Source organism: Stenotrophomonas sp. YJH_SMC_33, assembly GCF_059372295.1.
Genome location: NZ_JCAFVJ010000004.1, coordinates 1 through 18,786 on the forward strand (window position 1 = coordinate 1; position 18,786 = coordinate 18,786).

The following is an 18,786-nucleotide window of genomic DNA, read 5'->3' on the forward strand; positions in this document are numbered from 1 at the left end:
CCTTTCGGGGCTGAGGCGGGGGTGCTGTCAGCCGATCTTGTTGAACAGCGACATCGACTGCATCTGCGAGAAGATCGTCTGTGCCGCCTGCAGCGCGGTGCTCTGCAACTGGTACTGGCTCAGCGCATCGGCGTAGTCCAGGTCGCGCATCTGCGACAGCGTGGTCTTCAGCGTCACGCTGTTGGCTTCGCGCATGTCGGCGGCGTTGTCCAGTGCCTTCAGCTGCGCGCCACCGGCCGCACGCGAATCGATCATCCGCTCCGACGCGCGCGCCACGTCACGCAATGCACTCTGCAGTTCGTTCTGCTGGGCGCTCATCTTCGCGGTGGTGCCGGTGTCGGCATCCAGTGCGGCGATCAGCTTGTCCATGGTGTCAAAGATGTCGCGGCTGCTCGCCGGCTTCACGTTGAAGCTGTCGCCCGCTGCCGGCGCGCCGGTAATCTGCAGCCGCACGCCGTTCACTTCCACGTTGTCACCTGCCTTGAAGGTGCCCGTGCCGGTCACGTTGCCGGCGCCATCCAGCACCTCGTACTGGTCGGCAGCGGTGAAGCGGATGCTGACGGACTGCCCGTTCCAGCTGTCGCTGCCATCGCGGGTGATGTTGGTCAGCACGCCGTTACCGGTGTTGCCCGCTGCGGCACCGCCATCGACGAAGCCATCGCCGGTGGGGATGCGCATGAAGATCTCGCTGCCGGGCAGGGCATCGCGCACGTAGGTATCGGGGCCGACCTCGATCTGGCGCTGGGTCTGGTCACCGCGGTAGACCACCTTGCCATTGATCCTGGCAAACGGCGGATCGCCGTCGTTGGTGCCGCCGAATACATAGCGACCCGTGCCGTCCTCGGCGTTGGCCAGCGACAGCAGGCCGTCGCGGATCTGGTTCAGTTCGGTGATCAGCGTCTTCTTGTCGGACGCGCTCAGGGCGGGGTTGCTGGCCTGGATGGTCAGGTCGTTGACGCGCCCCATCAGATCATTGACCTGGGCCAGGGTGTTTTCCTGCACGCCCAGCCGGTTCTGCACGTTGCCGGCGTTGAGCTTCATCCGTTCCAGTGCGGCCAGGCTGCGGTCCAGTCCGACCGCTGCGCCGGCCCCGACCGGATCGTCCTTTGCGGAGACGATCTTGCTGCCGGTGGCGATCTGCTGCTCCAGGTGGCTGAGCTTGGCCTGCTTGGCCATCATCAGCGACACCGACTGGTTGTACATCATGCTGGTGGAGATGCGGCTGCTCATCGGCGGACGGCTCCCAGGATGGTCTGGAACATGCTGTCGGCGGTGGAGATCAGCTGCGAGGCGGCCTGGTAGGCCTGCTGCAGGCGCAGCATGTCGGCCGCTTCCTCGTCCAGGTTGACGCCGGACACTTCATCGCGCGCTTCCTGCGCCTTGTCGTTGATCACCAGTTGCGCTTCCAGCGAGTACTCGGCCGAACGGGCCGCAGCACCCACCTGGGTGGTGAGGCCACCCAGCGCGCCGTTCAGCGTCACCGTGCCGGCATTGAAGGCCTTGGCGCTCTCGACCTTGGCCAGCCTGGAGGCGTTGCTGTTGTCGGAGGAGCCGGCCGGCGTCGGGGTGATGTTGAAGGTGTCGCCGACCTTCGGCGCACCGTCCAGCACGAAGCTCCAGCCATTGGCGCTGATGGTCTGGCCGGGCGTGTAGGTCTGCGGCGGGCCACCATCGATGGTGTAGGTGGTGGCCGAGGTGAACACGATCGCGGCCGGATTGCGCAGGTTGGCGTTGCTCGAATCGGTCACGGTCACGCCACTCAGCTTGCCGGTGCCCGTGTTGGCCGTCGCGGCGGCGCCCTTTACCGCGGCAGCGGCTGCAATCCGGGACGGATCGGTGATGGCGATCTCCATGCTGCCGGCGACGCCTGCGGTGGGCTGCAGCAGGAATCGGTCGTTGGCAGCGGGGGTGCCGCCCACGACCAGCGTGACGCCGTTGATCACCAGCGGATCGGCGGCGGTGCCGGTGCCGGCCAGCGGAACGCTGGCGCCGGTGTCGGCCCGGCTGGCCTTCCAGTTGCTGCCATCGAACTGCAGCACCACGTTCTGCGCGTCCAGCTTGCCCAGGTCGCCATAGGTGGCGCTGAGGCTGGCGGTGCCGGTGTTGGCGTTGTTGGCGGTGACGCGCGGGTTGCCGATGTTGAAGAAGTCGCCCCCGAGCTGGCCATACATGTCCACGCCCTGGTGATGGGCCTGGTTGAAGGTCTCGGCCAGGCCGACAGCCAACTTGCCCAGTTCGGCCTGGGCCGGGGTCAGCACGGTGTCGCGGAACTCCATCAGGCCGCCGATCTGGCCGCCTACTGCCTTCGGGTCGAGGCGGATGGTGTTGCCCTGCGTTTCCAGGGCCAGCTGCAGGCGCTCGGGCTGGTACGGGTCGGCCACGGTGGTGACCTTGGTCGCGGTGGTGCCCACCACCAGCGCGTTGCCGCCGGCGGTGTAGACATTCATGATGCCGCCGTCCTGGATCACCGCGGTGCCGCCGGTGTAGCCGATCAGCTGGGTGATCAGCTGGTCGCGCCGATCGAGCAGGTCGGGCGCGGCGGTGGCGATGTTGGTGCCGATCGCACCGTTGATCTGCGCGATCTCCTGCGCCAGGCGGTTGACCTCGGTGGCACCGGCCAGCAGGCCGTTGTTGACCTCGCTGTTGAGGTTGTTCAGGTGGGTGTTGAGCTGCACAAAGCGGTTGGCCAGGGCCTTGCCGCCATCGAGCATGTTCTGGCGATCGGCCGTGCCGGAGGCATTGGAGGACAGGCCACTGACCGAGTCGAAGAAGTTCGACCACACACCAGAGACATTCGTGGCCGCATCAGAGAACAGCGCGTTGACCCGGTCGGCCATTCCCGAAAGCTGTTTCAGGCGCGCCAGTTCACCGCTGCTGTCGAGCAGGCGCGAGATGGCCAGCTGGTCGGCGGTGCGGCGGATGTCGGTGATGCGGGTACCGTTGCCGACCGTGCCGTAGCCATAGTTCTGCGGATCGGCGGTGGCGAAGTTGACCTTCTGCCGGCTGTAGCCGGGCGTATTGAGGTTGGCCACGTTGTGGCTGGTGGTCGCCAACGCACGCTGGAAGGCGAGCAGGGCACCGGTACCGGTGGAAAGTACGCTGGACATGGGATTCCTCAACGACGGGTGATACCCAGCGCCGCGGTCGCGGTGCTGGCGAAGGTCTGGCCAAGGCGCGAGCCGGCGTCTGCCACGGCGGCGACGGCGCGCTCGATGGTCGGGCCGCCGGCGATCGCGGCGATCTTGGCCGCGTAGCGCGGATCGGTGGCATAGCCGGCGCGCTGCAGGCCACGGGCGAAGCCCTGCACGTCGGTGCCGGCCTGCAGGGCCTGCTGGTAGCGCGGGCTGGTCTTCAGCAGGCGCACGTAGTCGGCAAAGCTCTCGGCCGGCGAACTGTAGGCGCGGAAGCTGGCGGTCTCGTTGCGGCGCACGCCATCGACATATTCATGGGTGCCGGCTACGGCGCGCTGGCCGCTCCAGCCATTGGCCTTGATGCCGAACAGGTTGTGCGAAGTGCTGCCGTCGGCGTGCTTGATGTGGCGCTTGCCCCAGCCGGTTTCCAGCGCGGCCTGGGCGACCAGGGCGCGGGCATCCACGCCCAGTTCCTTGGCCGCACGCTGCGCGTGCTGCCAGATGCTGGCGACGAAGCCTTCCGGGGTGTGCTCGCCGAGCTGGGCGACAGCGGTGCGGGTCGCCATCGCATCGGCCGGGCTGATCGCGGTGCCGCGGTTGCTGGCGGTGGCCGACCACTGGTCGCTGTTGGCGGCCCAGTCCTCGCCCTGCAGGCTGCCGATGTACGGATCGTCGGTGCCCAGCGAGCGGTGCATGCTGCTGCTCTCGCGCCCGGCGATCAGGTCCAGGGCCTGCTCCATCGGCGCCACTGCCGCCTGCGCACCGTGCTGCGCACCGGCGGCCATCTGCTGCAGCAGGCGCACCGCCTGGCTGCCGTCTTCCAGTGGCAGCGACGGTGCCGGCCTGGCCGGTGCATTGAGCTGGTAAGCACGGCTGGCCTTGGCCGGATCCACGCGGGTATCCAGCGCCGGGCCATCGGCGGCCTGGCCGGACAGCTGCCGGCTGATCATGCTGGACAGGCCCAGGCCTTTGCCGCGGGTCATCGCCTCGGCAATCTTCTGGTCGTACATCTCGCGGAACATCTTGTTCTCGCCGGGAAACAGCGAGTCACCGAAGCTGGCGTCACGCATGCTCTTTACCAGCATCTGCGCGAACTGGCCTTCCAGCTGGCGCGCCACCTTGTCGATCCTTGCCGGATCGTTCTGTTGCGCCGGGTGCAGGTCGAATGCGGGATTGATGCGCATGTCAGATCACCTCGAGCTCGGCACTCAATGCGCCGGCCTGCTTCAGGGCTTCCAGGATCGCGATCAGGTCGCCCGGTGCCGCACCTACGGCGTTCACCGCATGCACGATCTCGTCCAGGGTGGTGCCGCCGCTGAACTTGAACATGCGGCTGCCGTCGTTGGTGGCGGTGATGGTGGACTGCGGGCTGGCCACGGTGCGGCCGCCGGACAGGGCATTGGGCTGGCTGACGTTGGTGTTTTCCTGGATGGTCACGGTCAGCGAACCGTGCGAGATCGCCGCGGGTCCCACGCGCACCTGCTGGCCGATGACCACGGTGCCGGTGCGCGAATTGACCACCACCTTGGCCGGGGCGCTGCCCGGGGTCAGTTCCAGGTTCTCGATGCGCGCCAGCAGGCCGACGCGTGCGCCGGGGTCGGTCGGCGCGGTGACCGCGACGGTCACGCCATCGATCGCGCGTGCCGCACCTTCGCCGAAGGCGTTGTTGAGCGCGGCGACCATGCGCGAGACCGTGGTGAAATCGTTGTTGTGCAGGTTCAAGGTGATGTCGCCGCCGTTGGCCAGCGGATCGGGCAGGGCACGCTCCACGGTGGCGCCGTTGGGAATACGGCCGACGCTGGGCACGTTCACCGAGACACGGGAACCATCCTTGCCCTGCGCACCGAAGCCACCCACGATCAGGTTGCCCTGGGCGATGGCGTAGATCTGCCCGTCGGCCCCGCGCAGCGGGGCCATCAGCAGCGAGCCGCCGCGCAGCGACACCGCGTTGCCGATCGAGGACACCGTGATGTCGATCGGCTGGCCGGGCTTGGCGAACGGCGGCAGCTCGGCATGGATCGCAACGGCGGCCACGTTCTTCAGCTGCGGGTTGACGTTCGGCGGCACGTTCACGCCCAGTTCGCCGAGCAGGTTCTTCAGGCTCTGCACGGTAAAGGGCGCCTGGCTGGTGCGGTCGCCGCTGCCATCCAGGCCGACCACCAGGCCGTAGCCAACCAGTGCGTTGCCACGCACGCCGCCGACCTGTGCCAGGTCCTTGATGCGCTCGGCGCTGGCCGGGGCTGCCACGACCATCAGCATCAGCGCGACGAACGACGCCACGCGGCGCTGCCAGGAAGAAGAGGGGAGGAGTTTCATGGCCATACTCAGAACGGCGTCAGGCCGGAATTGAAGAAGCGGCTCAGCCAGCCCATCGCGTTGGACTGCGCGACCGGTCCGCGGCCGCCGTAGACGATGCGGGCCTCGGCTACGCGGCTGGAGGGAATGGTGTTGTCCTGGCTGATGTCGCCAGGGCGCACGATGCCCTGCACCTGCACCAGTTCATCGCCCTGGTTGAGCCGCAGGTTCTTCTGCCCCTGCACCACCAGGTTGCCGTTGGGCAGGCGCTGGATCACGGTGACCGTAACGCTGCCCTGCAGGCGGTTGCTCTGCGCGCTGTTGCCCTTGCCGGTGAAATCACGCTTGCCTTCCGCACTGGCGCTGAGGATGTCCTTGCCGCCCAGGGTGACCGGCGCGCCAAAGATGCTCGGGCTGCCCAGGCTCAGGTTGGACTCCTTGTTGGTGGCGGTGTTTGCACTGGTCTGCGCGGTGGTGCTTTCCAGCAGGGTGATGGTCAGCAGGTCGCCGACATCGCGTGCGCGGCGGTCTGAATACAGCTGCAGGGTCGGGCCGGCGGCATAGATCGCCCCGGCGGTGGGCGCGGCCTGCGGCGGCATGATCGGCTGGATCGGCGCCATCGCCGGGTAGGGGCGCACGTCGCCCGCGATCACGCAGCCACCGAGCAGGGCGGCCACGGTGCAGGCGAGGGCAGTGCGGGCGAAGTTGGAAATGGGCGACATGGCGGTTTCCCGGTTGGGCCGGTCAGATCTTGTTGTTGAGATAGCCGAGCATCGAGTCGGTGGTGGAGATCGCCTTGGCATTCATTTCGTAGGCGCGCTGGGTTTCGATCATCGACACCAGCTCTTCCACCACATTGACGTTGCTGCCTTCCAGCGCCCCCTGCACCACGGTGCCGAGGCCGTTCAGGCCGGGATTACCGTTCTGGGCCGGGCCCGAGGCCGTGGTTTCCAGGAACAGGTTCTCGCCGCGCGCCTGCAGGCCGGCCGGATTGACGAAGTCGGTCAGGGTCAGCGCACCGACTTCCACCGACGCGGCGTTGTCGGCCATCTTCACGCTGATGGTGCCGTCGCTGCCGATGGTGACCGACTGCGCGCCCTCGGGAATCTGGATGCCCGGCTGCACCGGGTAGCCGCTGTTGGTGACCAGCTCGCTGTCCTGGTTGATCTTGAACGAGCCATCACGGGTGTAGGCCGAGCTGCCGTCGGGCATCTGCACTTCGAAGAAGCCGCGGCCGTTGACCATCACATCCAGGGCGCGACCGGTCTGCTGCTGGCTACCCTGTTCGAAGTTCTTGGCGGTTGCTACCACGCGCACGCCGGTGCCCAGCTGCAGGCCGGTCGGCAGCTGCGTCTGCGCCGACGAAGAGCCGCCGGGCTGGCGCACCTGCTGGTACAGCAGGTCTTCAAAACTGGCACGGTCCTGCTTGAAGCCGGTGGTGTTGGTGTTGGCGAGGTTGTTGGAAACCACCGACATGCGCATCTGCTGCGCATCCAGTCCGGTTTTCGCGATCCACAATGCCTGGTTCATCTTCGATGTCCTGTCTGGTGAAACCGGCCGCGTGGTGCGGCCCTTGTATGCGGGTGTGCAAGCGGTGTGCCAGCGCCGGCATCCGCCGGCGCCGGAATTCCGTCAACTGCCCAGGCGCAGCATGCTGTTGGCGCTGCGCGCGTTTTCGTCGCCGTGTTTGATCACCTGCACCTGCATTTCGTACTGGCGCTGCAGCTGGATCATCTGCACCAGTGCCCCGGCCGCATCGACGTTGCTGCCTTCCAGCTGGCCGCTGTGCACTGCGGTGCCCTGTGCCGGTGCGAACGGCTGTTGCGGGTCGGTATTGCGGAACAGGCCATCCAGGCCGCGCTCGAGGCGCTCGTCCGGTGCCTGCACCACCTTGATCCGGCCGATCTGCGCCATGGTCTGCGGGCCTTCACCCTGCGGGATGATCGAGATCGTGCCGTCGGCACCGATCTCCATCGCCTGGTAGGGCGGAATGGCGATCGGGTTGTTGTTGTCATCCAGTACCGTGCGGCCGCCGGAGGTCACCAGCTGGCCATTGGGGGTGACCGACAAGGCCGCGCCGCGCGTATACGCCTCGCTGCCATCGCTGGCCTGCACCGCCAGCCAGGTGCCGCTCTGCAGCGCCAGGTCCAGCGGTTTGCCGGTGATGTGCTGCGCGCCGGGCGTGCGGTTGAAGCCAGCGTCGACGTGCAGCGCATCCACCCGCGAGGCAAAGCCGGGGCCGCGGATCGGGAAGGCTTCGGTGTTGGCCAGCGCTTCCTTGAAGCCGGGGGTGTCCGAGTTGGCGAGATTGTGGCTGAGCGTTCCCTGCGCCTGCAGGGAGGCGCGGGCACCGGTCATCGCCACGTAAAGGGCTTTATCCATGCGGGGAGTTCCGTGACAGGGTCAGCGGGTCATCAACGGATGTTGATGACCGTCTGGGTGATCTGGTCCTGGGTGGTGATCATCTGTGCGTTGGCCTGGAAGTTGCGCTGCGCGGTGATCATGTTGACCAGCTGCTCGGTGAGGTCGACGGTGGACGCTTCCAGCGAACCTGCCTGGATCTTGCCGAGGTTGGAGGTATCGGGCATGCCGGTGCGCGGCGTGCCCGACTCGAAGGTCTCGACCCACAGGTTGTTGCCCTTCGATTCCAGGCCCTGGGTGTTGTTGAAGGTGGTCAGTGCGACCTGGCCCAGCGGCTTGTCGTCGCCGTTGGAATAGCGGGCGTAGACCACGCCGGATTCGGACACGGTGATTTCATTGAGCTTGCCGGCGGCATAACCGTCCTGCTGGGTGTTGCGCAGCGCGAACTTCTCGCCGTACTGGGTCGAGCCGTTGATATCCAGCGTCATGTTCAGCTGGCCGGCGCCGGTGGTGGGGGTGAACGTGCCGAGGCCGACCTTGCCGTTGGCCGGGGCGGTCAGCTTGCCGCTGTTGTCGAAGGTGACCGCGGTCGGGGTGCCAGCGGGCTGGCCATCGACATAGTTGTGCACGGTCCATTCGTTGGGGTTGGCTCCCTTGACGAAGTACGAGACCTGGATGTGGCTCACGCCCAGCGAGTCGTACACGGTGATGCCGCCGCTGGAATGGTTGTAGCTGTTGGAATCGGCCGGGTCGAAGGTGGCCACCGTCGGCTGCTTGGCGTTGGCCGGCAGGGTGAAGCCGACCTTCACTTCGCTGGTCTGCTTCGGCGGGCTGTCGGTGGTCAGCAGCTGCAGGTCGACCAGGCGGCCGGCGTCGAAGTTGGTGCCATCGGCATTCGGTGCGAACACCTGCAGGCGCGCACCCTGCGGATTGACCACGTAGCCGGCCGAATCGGTCTGGAAGTTGCCGGCACGCGAATACACCCGCGAACCGTTCATGTTCATGGTGAAGAAGCCCTCACCGGAAATGGCCATGTCCAGGCTGCGCCCGGTCTGCTCGTTGTGGCCCTGGATGAACTGCTGGGCGACGTTGGAAACGCGCACACCCGAGCCGGTCTGGTTCTTCGACAGGCCATAGCTGGTGGAGGCGAACAGATCGGCGAACTCGGCGCGCGACTGCTTGAAGCCGGTGGTGTTGACGTTGGCGACGTTGTTGGCGGTGACGCTCAGGTCGGTGTTGGCGGCATTGATGCCGGACAGCGAGACATTGAAGCCCATGGGATGCTCCTGGTTGATGCGGGATGTGCGGCTCAGCTGACGCGGAGCACGTAGTCGATCGGGGCCGTGCCCAGGCCCTTGAGGTTCAGGTACAGGCCGTCGGAACCGACGGTCACGCTTTCCACCGGCGCCTGCACGTAGGTGGACAGCTTGGTGCTCTTGCCGGCGGTATCGACATGGTTGGCGACGATGGAGTACTTGCCCGGCTCCATGCGTTTGCCGTTGGCGTCCTTGCCGTCCCACTGGAAGGCGGTTTCGCCGGCGGCAGTGGCTTCCACGCTCAGCGAGGTGACCTTGGCGCCGTTGGCATCGGTGATGTCCACGGTGATGATGCCGGCCGACGGCGCGGCCACCGTGCCTTCGACGCTGCCCTCCTTCTCCAGTACCAGCTTTTCCGACGGCACCAGCACCTGGTGGCCGACCAGTGCCGCGCCACGCAGCACCTGGTCGCTGGCCATCGACTCCTGGAAGCCCTTCACCGTCTTGTTCAGATCGGTGATGCCCTGCACGGTGGACATCTGCGCCATCTGCGCGACCATCTGGGTGTTGTCCATCGGCTTCAGCGGGTCCTGGTGCTGCAGCTGCTCGGTCATCAGGCGCAGGAAATCGGCCTGGTCCAGCGTGTTCTTCTTCTTGGTGGCGTTGCTGTTCGGGGCGTTCAGACCAAGTGCGGTATAGACGTCCTGGTTGGTCTGGTTGTTGACGGCGGTGGTCATGGCGGTATCCGGTACTGCGGGCCTCAGCGGCCCATGGTCAGGGTGGCCAGGGCCAGTTCCTTGGCGGTGGTCAGCATCTCCACGCCGGCCTGGTAGTTGCGCGAGGTCGAGATCAGGTTGACCATCTGCGCCACCGGGTCGACGTCGGGCTGGTAGATGTAGCCATCGCCATCGGCCAGCGGGTGGCCCGGCTCATAGCGCTTGATCGGCGCCGCATCGCTCTGGGTGATCTCCTTCACCTTCACCGAGGTGATGTTCGGATCGTTCTTGCTGGTGACGGCCTGGAAGATCGGCTCCAGCGGCTTGTACACGGCGTCGGCGGAACCGGCGACGGTATCGGCGTTGGAGAGGTTGGAGGCGATGGTGCTCATGCGCACCGACTGCGCCTGCAGCGCGGAACCGGCGATATCGAAGATCGGCAGGTTGCTCATGGCTTATTGCCCCGTGATCGCGGTCAACATGGAACGCACCTTGCTCTCGACGAAGCTGAGCGAGGCGCGGTACTCAAGAGCGGCGCGGCCATAGGCGGCACGCTCGGCATCGGGATCGACGGTGTTGCCGTCCAGGCTGGGTTGCACGCCTTCGCGCGCGATCTGGAACGGGTTCAGGCCGCTACTGATTTCGTAGTGCTGCTCATGGGTGGTGGCCATCAGGCCATTGGCATCCTGCCCCTGGGCATGGCGCAGGGCGGCGTCGAAGTCCAGGTCCTGGGCCTTGTAGCCGGGCGTATCGGCATTGCCGAGGTTGCTGGCGATCAGCTTCATCCGCTGTTCGCGCAACGGCATGGCCTGGGCGTGGACGCCCAGGTAGTCGGTAATCAGGTTGCGCACGGTGCACTCCCACGGGAACGTTGCCCGGGAAGCTGCAAGGGGTATGCCAAAGCACGCGCGACATCGCGTCCGCCGGGCATGGCCCGGCGCTACCCCAGGGGTCGGGGAGGTTGTGGTAGCGCCGGGCCATGCCCGGCGGAGACCCGTGACGCGGCCTTACGCCGCCATCGCGACCTTGCGCAGGCGGTCCAGCACGAAATCGGCCAGCTCGTGCGGCGAGTACTTGGCGACGAAGGCATTGGCGCCGACGCGCTCGACCATCGCATTGTTGAATACGCCCGACAGCGAGGTATGCAGCAGCACGTACAGGCCGGCAAGGCCAGGGTGGCGCCGGATTTCCGTCGTCAGCGTATAGCCGTCCATGGCCGGCATTTCGATGTCCGAGATGACCATGGCATAGCGCTCGGCCGGGTTCTCGCCCGAGGCGTGGATCTGCAGCAGATGGTCCAGCGCCTGCTTGCCATCGGAAAGCAGGGTGGCGCCAACGCCCAGCTGGTCCAGCACGCTGCGGATCTGCTGGCGGGCCACGCGCGAATCGTCCACCACCAGCACCTGCAGCTGCGGGCCATCGGCAGGCATTGCCATTGCTGGATCGAGTACGGCATCACCGCGTACCTGGGCGATATCGGCCAGCACGCTTTCAACGTCGATCACCTGGATCAGCTCACCCTGGAAGCGGGTCACCGCCGTCAGGTAGCTCGATTCGGCACCCAGTTCCGGCGGCGGGTGGATGTCTTCCACCGCGATGTTGACGATGCGCTCCACGCCGCTGACCAGGAAGCCCTGGATCGAACGGTTGAACTCGGTGACGACCAGGTAGCCAGGCGAGGTGTCCGCGTCAGGCTCACGCTCGGGGTGGCCGATGGCCAGGCCCAGGTCGAGCACCGGCACCGAGCGGCCGCGTACGTCGGCCACGCCGGCAAACTGGCTGGGCAACCCGGGCACCTGGAACAGCTCCGGGCGCCGCAGGACTTCCTGCACCTTGAAGACATTGACGCCAAAAAGCTGACGTCCGCCGAGACGGAACAGCAGCAGCGCCAGGCGGTTGTGGCCGGCCAGTCGGGTTCGCTGGTCGATCCGGTTGAGCAGGTCATGGGACATGGCTGCTGTATCGGCGGGGTGGGCGCCAAACTTGAGGGCGCTCTGCCGCCTGCGCGGTCCGCACCACGTTTGTAGAGTCGACTGTCAGTCGACCGCTCTTCGATCCGATCACGGGAAACCCCGCGCTTCGCGCGAAAGTCGACTGACAGTCGACTCTACCCATCCGGTCGCATCCCCATCCCGGATCCGATCAACGGGTCCCGGCGCTCTGGCACACCCCTTGCACGCACCAGGGCCAGATTCCATCGACAGGAGGCGCCATGCGCCGGGTCACACCTCTATTCGCCATCGTGCTGGCCGTGGCCTCGCCGTGGGCGGCTGCCGCCGACTGGCAGCCGGTGGCAAGCATCCGCGCGGCGGCCTTGTCGACGCTGCCGGCGGGCAGCGAGGGCGAGGCCCAGGTGGCCGATGCGCTGCGCCTGCCGAAGTGCGGGGGGGCGTTACAGGTGCAGCCCACCGCCAACACCACGGTGGAAGTCAGCTGTCCGGATGCGGGCGGCTGGCGCCTGTTCGTGCCGGTAAAGGTGCGGCGCAACCAGACCGTACTGGTGCTCAACCGCGGAATCGGCACTGGAGAAACCCTCACTGCCGCCGATATCACCACTGCCCAGCGTGACGCTGCCCGGATTGCCGGTGTGGTGCTGGCCGATCCCAACGCAGCGATCGGCCGCATCGCCCGCCGTCCGTTGCAGGCCGGGGCCCTGCTGTCGAGCAACGATCTGCTGGTGCAGCGTCTCATCAAGCGAGGAGACAATGTGGCGCTGGTCTCGCGTCGCGGCTCGGTCGAGGTCCGTATTGCAGGCCGTGCGATGGGTGACGCGGGTGAGAACGAGCGGGTCTCGGTCGAGAACCTGTCCTCGCGGCGGATCGTGCAGGGCACGGTCGACGCCGCCGGTGACGTAATCGTGGCGCGTTGAATTACCGCAGAATATCCCTAAAGATCACGGCCCTGCGGCCGTTATCCCATGTGAACGGCAACTCCAGGACACCCCATGAGCCAGAAAATCGACGGCAACCTGCAGGTCCCCCAGGCCCTGCGCAGCGTGACGACCCCGGCCAACAAGCCCGGTGTAAGCACCGATGCGGCGGCACGCCCGGTCGAGGCGGCCGACAGCCTGCGCCTGACCGGCGAGGCCACCAATCTGCAGGCAATCGAGCGTGAGCTGACCACCGCCCCGGCAATCGACGCCCAGCGCGTGGCCGCCGTGCGCGAGGCGCTGCAGAACGGCACCTACAAGATCAATCCGGACGCGATCGCATCGCGCATGCTCGAGCTGGACCAGCAGCTGCACGGATGACTGCGGCGATGAGCGAGCCGCTGCAGCGTCTTGCCCAGGCCCTGGACGTTGAACGCCAGGCCCTGGTCGAGCACGACGTGCACGCCCTGATCCAGGCCACCGGCGCCAAGCTGGAAGCGCTGCGTGCGCTGGAAGGCGCGCCGCCGGTCGGGGAAGGCGAGCAGCTGCAGGAACTGGCCGAACGCAACCGCGCCAACGGCGTGCTGCTGTCGCGCCGGCGCCGCGAGGTCAACTGGGCCCTGCGCCAGCTCGGGCGCACCGAAGATGCCTCGGCCTACGATGCCAAGGGGCAGGCGCACACCGTCACAGCGCGCCGCCCACTCGCCGTCGCCTGAGGCGGCGCTCGAACAACCCCATCACGCGGGCTGAAGCCCGCTGCACGAGCGCGTATATTGGGCGTCTGTTCGAATGCCCCCGAGTCGCCGTGTCCGCTGCCAACGCCCTGGTTACCGCCCCCCTTCCGCCACAGCCGGTACTGCAGGCCCTGCTTGAGCGCCTGCGCGAAGGGCTGCTGCTGTTCACCGAAGACGGGCAGGTTGCGCTGGCCAATCCAGCCGCGCAGAACCTGTTGGCAAGCGGTGAGGATGGTGCATTGCCGCCCCCGCAGCGGCTTCGCGAGCTGCTGCCCCCCGATGCGCTGGAACACGCGCGCCAGCATGGTCACTGGAACGGCAGCCTGCCGCTGGGCGAGGGCGTGGTCATCGCCCACCTGTATCACCACGGCCCGGTGGGGCAGGGGCACTTCCTGGCCTTGTTCCGCCATATCGAAGGACAGGAAGACTACGAGCGAGAACTGCAGCAGCGCCACGCCGAGCTGCGCCAGGCCTACCTGCGGCTCAACGGTACCCAGGAGAAACTGCTGCAATCTGAGAAGATGGCCTCGATCGGCCAGCTTGCTGCCGGCGTCGCGCACGAGATCAATAATCCGATCGGCTACGTGCACTCAAACCTGGGCAGCCTGCAGGAGTACCTGCGCAGCCTGTTCACCGTGATCGAAGCCTACGAACGCGCATTGCGTGCGCCGGACCCGAAGGCGCTGATCCCGGAGATCGATGACATCCGTGACCGCCTGGACATCGATTTCATCAGCCGCGACCTGCCGCAGCTGATGGCCGAATCGCGCGAAGGCATCGAACGGGTGACGCGCATCGTGCGTGATCTGAAAGACTTCTCGTATTCCGGGCGTGACGAGTCGTGGAAGCTGGTCGACCTGCACGCGGGCCTGGAATCGACCATCAACATCATCTGGAACGAGCTCAAGTACAAGGTCACCCTGGTACGCGAGTTCGGCCAACTGCCGCTGGTGGAATGCCTGCCATCGGAGTTGAACCAGGTCTACATGAACCTGCTGCTCAACGCGGGCCATGCCATCGCCGAGCGCGGCACGATCACCGTGCGCACCGGCGTCGATGGCGACCAGGTGTGGGTCGAGTTCGAGGACACCGGCGGTGGCATCTCGCCGGAACTGCGCCAACGCATCTTCGATCCGTTCTTCACCACCAAGCCGGTGGGCAGTGGCACGGGCCTGGGCCTGTCGATCTCCTACAGCATCATCAACAAGCACCATGGCCGGATCGACCTGGACAGCACCCCGGGCGTGGGCTCGCGCTTCCGCGTGGTGCTGCCGGTGAAGCAGCCGCGCTGACCGCTTCGGGTAATGCCGGCCGCTGGCCGGCAACCTCATTAACCCCGTCACGTAGCAGCCGGCCAGCGGCCGGCTCTACCAGGGCCTGTCCCGGCCTGCGTTCGCGCTGGCTCTACCAGGGCCTGTGCCGGCCTGGGTCGCGCCTCGGGTAATGCCGGCCGCTGGCCGGCAACCTCATTAACCCCGTCACGTAGCAGCCGGCCAGCGGCCGGCTCTACCAGGCTGGATTGTTACCGCAGCGGGCGGTCCTCGCCGCCGTCTCCGCTCTCCACCGGCGCCGGCCCGGCGTTGCTGCGGCGCTGTTCCTCGTACGTGCGGAACGCCTGGTGGATATGCTTGCGCAGCTCGTCGTCGTTCCATGGCTTGGTCAGGAAGCGGTAGATCGCGCCGCGGTTGATCGCATCGGTCACCGTGTTCAGATCGGTATAGCCGGACAGCACCAACCGGATCGTGTCCGGATACAGCATCTTCACCCGGCCGAGGAACTCGGTGCCGCTCATGTCGCTCATGCGCTGGTCGGACAGGATCACCTGCACGTCGTTGATCGCCAGCAGGTCGAACGCATCACGCACGTTGCCGGCCGCCAGGATGCGGTAGCCGTCGCGACGGAACAGCCGCACCAGCGATCGCAACACGTTCTCTTCGTCGTCCAGCAAGAGCAGCGTGCGGTCGGGACGGGTCTCGGCGAAAGCTTCCGGGCGCAGGTAGCGGCGGCGCAGGGTCATGCCTGCGGCATCGGCCGACATCGGTTCGCCGAACAGGTAGCCCTGGAACACATCACAGTCGTTGCGACGCAGGAAGCCAAGCTGCGCCTGCGATTCAACGCCGTTGGCGATCACCGTCATGCCCAGCTGATGGCCCATGGCGATGATCGCGCGGGCGATGGCCGCCTCGCGGTTGCCGGCCGGCGCGCTCTTGATGAAGCTGCGGTCGATCTTCAGCTTGTCCACCGGGTAGCGCACCAGCGCACTGAGACTGGAGTCACCGGTGCCGAAGTTGTCCAGGCTCAGGCTGATGCCCTCGTTGCGCAGGTTGGCCAGCGTCTCATGCACGAAGTTGACGTTGTTGGTCAGCGCGCTTTCGTTGATCTCCAGCGTCAGCATCTGTGCCGGTATGCCCGCGGCCTGGATCAGGCCCATCACTTCGGCGAAGAAGTTCGGCCGCAGCAGCTGCAGGGTGGAGACGTTCACCGCGATGGTGAAATCGTCGAAGCCTTGGTCGCGCCACAGGCGGGCCTGCTTGAGTGCACCTTCCAGCACCCAGGTGCCGATCTGCACGATGATGCCCAGCCGCTCGGCGGTGCGCATGAAGCGCTCCGGCACCAGCATGCCCAGCGTCGGTGACTGCCAGCGCAGCAGCGCTTCCATGCCGACCACGTGGCCATCGCGGGCGCTGACCAACGGCTGGTAGCGCAGTTTCAGTTCGCCGTTGGGAATGGCATCGACGATCTGCCGCGCGATGATGCTCTCGCTGTGCGCGCTCGGCGGCGTGTCCACGGCGTGGATGCGCACCGCGTTGCCGCCCTCGCGGGCGGCCTGGTACAGCGCATCTTCGGCGTGGTCCAGCAGGCGTGAAACGTTGCTGGCATGCTCCGGGCACAGGCTCACGCCCAGCTTGCCGGTCATGAACAGCGTGTACGGCAGGACCGACAGCGGCAGTTCCATCTGCTGCCGGATTTCCTCGGCGAAATCCTCCGGCAGTGGCACCTCGGCTGTGCGTGGCACCGCGATCAGGAACTCGTCGCTGCCGTGGCGCCACAGTTTGCCGCGCCCTCGCAGGTAGGACTGCAACCGCTGCGCAACCAGCACCAGGGCCTGGTCACCTACCTCGGCGCTCATGTTTTCGTTGACAGAGGCGAAGTGGTCGATGTCCACATGCATCAGCATGAGTGCGGTACCGCCCGAGGCCGCCTCGGCGACCATCACCTGCAACTCGGGGTTGCCGGCACCGAGGCGATCAGGCGCATCATCGATGCTGACCGGGGGCTGGTTGGGATTCCACATAGGCTCAGTAGTCCGGTGACTCGGCGGCGGCCATGCTGGCTGCCTGGTAGGGGAGATGAACGTCGATCAGGGTGCCTTCACCGTGCGCGGATTCGATCCGTACATGGCCACCGACGCTCTGCGCACGCTCGCGCATCACGATCAGGCCCAGTCCGCGCGGGCCGTCGGGGTCGAAACCCTCGCCGTCGTCGCGGATCTGCAGGTGCAGGCCGCGCTGGCCGACGTCGCGCAGCTGCAGCTGTACCTGGCTGGCACGGGCGTGGCGCAGCACGTTGGTCAGGCTTTCCTGGGCAATACGGAAGCAGGCCTGCTCGATGCTGTTGTCGGGACGGTGCGGCAGCGGCTCGATCTCGGCCAGCAGCTCCACCGGCGAGGAACGGAACAGTACCCGTGCCTGCCAGCTCAGCGCCGCTTCCAGGCCCAGTGCGTCCAGCTGCGGCGGCCGCAGCAGGGTAGAGATGTCGCGCAGCTTGGCCACCGTGGTATCGGCCAGGCTGACGATCTGTGCCAGGTCCTCACCGCGGCGTTGCGGATCGTCCTCGTCCTGCGCGGCATAGGCAGACAGCTTGATCGCCGTGATCGCCTGGCCGATATCGTCGTGCAGGTCGCGCGAGATCGCGCGGCGCTCATCCTCCTGCAGCGAGAACAGGCGGCCGGCCATGGCCTGCAGTTCGCGGTTGCTGGTTTCCAGTGCGCTGCGGATGCGTTCGGAATCACTGAGATCGCGCACGATCAGCAGCTTGCAGTCGCGGCCGCCATAGCGCACCTCGCCCACTGCCAGGCCGGCATGGAAGCTGCGGCCATCTGCGCGCTGCATCGCCACCACGCTGCTGTGGCCCGGCCCCAGGTGCAGCTGGCCCGCACGCAGCTGGCTGCGCACGCGGGCCAGATCGGCGCTGTCCACCAGTGCCGAAAGCGGTTCGCCCAGCAAGGTGTGGCTGCCATAGCCGAACAGGCTGGCGGCCCAGGCGTTGGCGTACAACACGTGTTCGTCGGCGAGGATCACCACACCATCGGGCAGCACCCGCACCAGCTCGCGGAACTGTTCCTCGCGCTCGCGCAGCAGGCGACGCGACTGCTCGCGCTCGGTCACGTCCTGCAGGGTGCCCAGCACGCGGCTGCGGCCAGCTTCATCGATACCGCTGGCGGCGCGCAGGTGCACCATCAACGCGCGCCCGTCCATCGACAGGACGGGCAGCAGCACGTCCACCTGCACCGGCTCGCCGGAGCATAGTTCGGCCAGCAGCTGTTCGGTCTGGGTGGCAGTGGCCGGATCGGCCGGCACCAGCAGTTCGTCGAAGCGGTGCCAGCGGCGGGCCTCGGGCGGGCGGCGGCCAAGCAGCCGGTAGACCTGGTTGGAGTAGCGACCCAGCCCGGTGGACGGGTCCAGCTCCCAGGCGCCGATACGGGCCAGCTCGTGGGCTTCCTCGACCCGGGCCAGCGCCTGGTCGCGGCGCAGCTGGGCCAGGTCTTCGGCGGTGCGGTCGATGGCAATCAGCAAGCGGGCGTTGTGGCCGTCATAGCTGATGGCGTTGGACCGCAGCTCCATCTGCCGTAGCGAGCCATCACGCAGTTGCAGCTGGGCACGCAGGATGCAGAGCTCCTGCGGCGCCTCGCGGATCGCCTCCAGCTTGGTCTGCAGTGCCTGGTCCTGGCCGGGCGGCCACAGCACGTCGATGGTCTTCTCCAGAAGGTCACCGCGCTCCCAGCCGAACGCGGTGCAGGCAGCCGGATTCGCGTCGAGGATCGCCAGCGTGTCCAGGTCGTAGACCAGGATCGGGCCGGGATTGCCCTCGAACATCTGCCGCAGGCGCAGCTCGGAGGCCTGTTGGCGCGCGTGGGTGTGCAGCACGTGCTCGGCCAGCGGGCGCAGCAGCAGATACAGCAGGCCTGCGCTGGCCAGGGCGAAGAACGAGCCCTTCAGGCCCTGCCACAGTGCCGCCTGCTGCGGATCGGGCACCAGCGCCTGCACCACGCTGTCGGTAGAGATCATCCAGGCCAGCGCCATCACCAGGTAGCTCAACACCACCCGGCGCCGGTCACGGCTCAGCGCCTGAGCCATCCGCGGGTCGGGAACAGGGGCGTTGCCGGTCGGTTCTGCAGGCATGGACGAGGCGGGTGACAGGGGC

General features: G+C 66.9%; 18 protein-coding genes. 4 read left to right on the plus strand and 14 right to left on the minus strand.

What is annotated here, in order from left to right:
- Window positions 1–27: 27 nt before the first annotated feature.
- From flgL to AC5P9W_RS08335, 12 genes are all read right to left on the minus strand, one after another.
- Window positions 28–1,230: a flagellar hook-associated protein FlgL gene (gene flgL / locus AC5P9W_RS08280; protein ID WP_111104201.1), complete on the minus strand. Its 1,203-nt coding sequence runs from the start codon at window positions 1,228–1,230 to the stop codon at window positions 28–30.
- The gene (gene flgK, locus AC5P9W_RS08285; RefSeq protein ID WP_021201758.1) at window positions 1,227–3,107 is read right to left on the minus strand and encodes a flagellar hook-associated protein FlgK; all 1,881 of its coding nucleotides are present in this window, start codon (window positions 3,105–3,107) and stop codon (window positions 1,227–1,229) included. Before flgK ends, flgL begins: the two co-directional genes overlap by 4 nt.
- A gap of 8 nt (window positions 3,108–3,115) precedes the next feature.
- Window positions 3,116–4,315 carry a flagellar assembly peptidoglycan hydrolase FlgJ gene (gene flgJ, locus AC5P9W_RS08290; protein ID WP_111104199.1) on the minus strand — a complete coding sequence of 400 codons (1,200 nt, stop codon included), beginning with the start codon at window positions 4,313–4,315 and terminating at the stop codon, window positions 3,116–3,118.
- Between the two features lies 1 nt (window position 4,316).
- Entirely contained in the window at window positions 4,317–5,453 is a 1,137-nt protein-coding gene (locus AC5P9W_RS08295; RefSeq protein WP_019659617.1) for a flagellar basal body P-ring protein FlgI, read from the minus strand.
- A gap of 2 nt (window positions 5,454–5,455) precedes the next feature.
- Window positions 5,456–6,148, minus strand: coding sequence for a flagellar basal body L-ring protein FlgH (gene flgH / locus AC5P9W_RS08300; protein WP_019659618.1), 693 nt, complete (start codon window positions 6,146–6,148; stop codon window positions 5,456–5,458).
- A gap of 22 nt (window positions 6,149–6,170) precedes the next feature.
- Window positions 6,171–6,956 (minus strand): flagellar basal-body rod protein FlgG, encoded by a 786-nt coding sequence (gene flgG, locus AC5P9W_RS08305; RefSeq protein WP_101765416.1) that lies wholly within the window; start codon window positions 6,954–6,956, stop codon window positions 6,171–6,173.
- A 102-nt stretch (window positions 6,957–7,058) separates the two neighbouring features.
- A complete protein-coding gene (locus AC5P9W_RS08310) occupies window positions 7,059–7,808 on the minus strand; it encodes a flagellar basal body rod protein FlgF (protein ID WP_019659619.1) in 750 nt (249 codons plus the stop codon).
- Window positions 7,809–7,840: 32 nt separating this feature from the next.
- Entirely contained in the window at window positions 7,841–9,064 is a 1,224-nt protein-coding gene (gene flgE, locus AC5P9W_RS08315; protein ID WP_019659620.1) for a flagellar hook protein FlgE, read from the minus strand.
- Window positions 9,065–9,096: 32 nt separating this feature from the next.
- Window positions 9,097–9,780, minus strand: a complete 684-nt coding sequence (locus AC5P9W_RS08320; protein WP_019659621.1) for a flagellar hook assembly protein FlgD — start codon at window positions 9,778–9,780, stop codon at window positions 9,097–9,099.
- A 23-nt stretch (window positions 9,781–9,803) separates the two neighbouring features.
- Complete coding sequence (gene flgC / locus AC5P9W_RS08325) at window positions 9,804–10,211, minus strand: flagellar basal body rod protein FlgC (RefSeq protein WP_005409575.1); 408 nt, start codon at window positions 10,209–10,211, stop codon at window positions 9,804–9,806.
- Between the two features lie 3 nt (window positions 10,212–10,214).
- Window positions 10,215–10,610, minus strand: coding sequence for a flagellar basal body rod protein FlgB (flgB, locus tag AC5P9W_RS08330; RefSeq protein WP_005409576.1), 396 nt, complete (start codon window positions 10,608–10,610; stop codon window positions 10,215–10,217).
- A 156-nt stretch (window positions 10,611–10,766) separates the two neighbouring features.
- Window positions 10,767–11,711 (minus strand): chemotaxis protein, encoded by a 945-nt coding sequence (locus tag AC5P9W_RS08335; protein WP_019659622.1) that lies wholly within the window; start codon window positions 11,709–11,711, stop codon window positions 10,767–10,769.
- A gap of 260 nt (window positions 11,712–11,971) precedes the next feature.
- Here AC5P9W_RS08335 and flgA point away from each other — a divergent pair, with 260 nt between their 5' ends.
- From flgA to AC5P9W_RS08355, 4 genes are all read left to right on the plus strand, one after another.
- Window positions 11,972–12,628 carry a flagellar basal body P-ring formation chaperone FlgA gene (gene flgA / locus AC5P9W_RS08340; protein ID WP_188249945.1) on the plus strand — a complete coding sequence of 219 codons (657 nt, stop codon included), beginning with the start codon at window positions 11,972–11,974 and terminating at the stop codon, window positions 12,626–12,628.
- Window positions 12,629–12,703: 75 nt separating this feature from the next.
- The gene (gene flgM, locus AC5P9W_RS08345; RefSeq protein ID WP_019659624.1) at window positions 12,704–13,009 is read left to right on the plus strand and encodes a flagellar biosynthesis anti-sigma factor FlgM; all 306 of its coding nucleotides are present in this window, start codon (window positions 12,704–12,706) and stop codon (window positions 13,007–13,009) included.
- A complete protein-coding gene (locus AC5P9W_RS08350; protein ID WP_495219045.1) occupies window positions 13,006–13,344 on the plus strand; it encodes a flagellar protein FlgN in 339 nt (112 codons plus the stop codon). Before flgM ends, AC5P9W_RS08350 begins: the two co-directional genes overlap by 4 nt.
- Before the next feature lie 89 nt (window positions 13,345–13,433).
- On the plus strand, window positions 13,434–14,654 hold the full coding sequence (locus AC5P9W_RS08355) for an ATP-binding protein (protein ID WP_019659625.1): 1,221 nt from the start codon (window positions 13,434–13,436) through the stop codon (window positions 14,652–14,654).
- A gap of 230 nt (window positions 14,655–14,884) precedes the next feature.
- On the opposite strand, the gene AC5P9W_RS08360 is transcribed toward AC5P9W_RS08355, so the two are convergent.
- Together AC5P9W_RS08360 and AC5P9W_RS08365 are read right to left on the minus strand one after the other, a co-directional pair.
- Window positions 14,885–16,657 carry an EAL domain-containing protein gene (locus AC5P9W_RS08360; protein WP_019659626.1) on the minus strand — a complete coding sequence of 591 codons (1,773 nt, stop codon included), beginning with the start codon at window positions 16,655–16,657 and terminating at the stop codon, window positions 14,885–14,887.
- A gap of 4 nt (window positions 16,658–16,661) precedes the next feature.
- The gene (locus AC5P9W_RS08365) at window positions 16,662–18,764 is read right to left on the minus strand and encodes a sensor histidine kinase (protein WP_021201762.1); all 2,103 of its coding nucleotides are present in this window, start codon (window positions 18,762–18,764) and stop codon (window positions 16,662–16,664) included.
- Between the last annotated feature and the right edge of the window lie 22 nt (window positions 18,765–18,786).

Coding starts and splice junctions, on each gene's coding strand:
- AC5P9W_RS08365 (WP_021201762.1), bottom strand. CDS start 18,764: ATGCCTGCAGAACCGACCGGCAACGCCCCTGTTCCCGACCCGCGGATG.
- flgE (WP_019659620.1), bottom strand. CDS start 9,064: ATGGGCTTCAATGTCTCGCTGTCCGGCATCAATGCCGCCAACACCGAC.
- flgC (WP_005409575.1), bottom strand. CDS start 10,211: ATGAGCAACCTGCCGATCTTCGATATCGCCGGTTCCGCGCTGCAGGCG.
- flgJ (WP_111104199.1), bottom strand. CDS start 4,315: ATGCGCATCAATCCCGCATTCGACCTGCACCCGGCGCAACAGAACGAT.
- flgL (WP_111104201.1), bottom strand. CDS start 1,230: ATGAGCAGCCGCATCTCCACCAGCATGATGTACAACCAGTCGGTGTCG.
- AC5P9W_RS08335 (WP_019659622.1), bottom strand. CDS start 11,711: ATGTCCCATGACCTGCTCAACCGGATCGACCAGCGAACCCGACTGGCC.
- AC5P9W_RS08320 (WP_019659621.1), bottom strand. CDS start 9,780: ATGACCACCGCCGTCAACAACCAGACCAACCAGGACGTCTATACCGCA.
- AC5P9W_RS08295 (WP_019659617.1), bottom strand. CDS start 5,453: ATGGCCATGAAACTCCTCCCCTCTTCTTCCTGGCAGCGCCGCGTGGCG.
- flgH (WP_019659618.1), bottom strand. CDS start 6,148: ATGTCGCCCATTTCCAACTTCGCCCGCACTGCCCTCGCCTGCACCGTG.
- AC5P9W_RS08360 (WP_019659626.1), bottom strand. CDS start 16,657: ATGTGGAATCCCAACCAGCCCCCGGTCAGCATCGATGATGCGCCTGAT.
- flgG (WP_101765416.1), bottom strand. CDS start 6,956: ATGAACCAGGCATTGTGGATCGCGAAAACCGGACTGGATGCGCAGCAG.
- AC5P9W_RS08350 (WP_495219045.1), top strand. CDS start 13,006: ATGACTGCGGCGATGAGCGAGCCGCTGCAGCGTCTTGCCCAGGCCCTG.
- flgK (WP_021201758.1), bottom strand. CDS start 3,107: ATGTCCAGCGTACTTTCCACCGGTACCGGTGCCCTGCTCGCCTTCCAG.
- flgA (WP_188249945.1), top strand. CDS start 11,972: ATGCGCCGGGTCACACCTCTATTCGCCATCGTGCTGGCCGTGGCCTCG.
- AC5P9W_RS08310 (WP_019659619.1), bottom strand. CDS start 7,808: ATGGATAAAGCCCTTTACGTGGCGATGACCGGTGCCCGCGCCTCCCTG.
- flgM (WP_019659624.1), top strand. CDS start 12,704: ATGAGCCAGAAAATCGACGGCAACCTGCAGGTCCCCCAGGCCCTGCGC.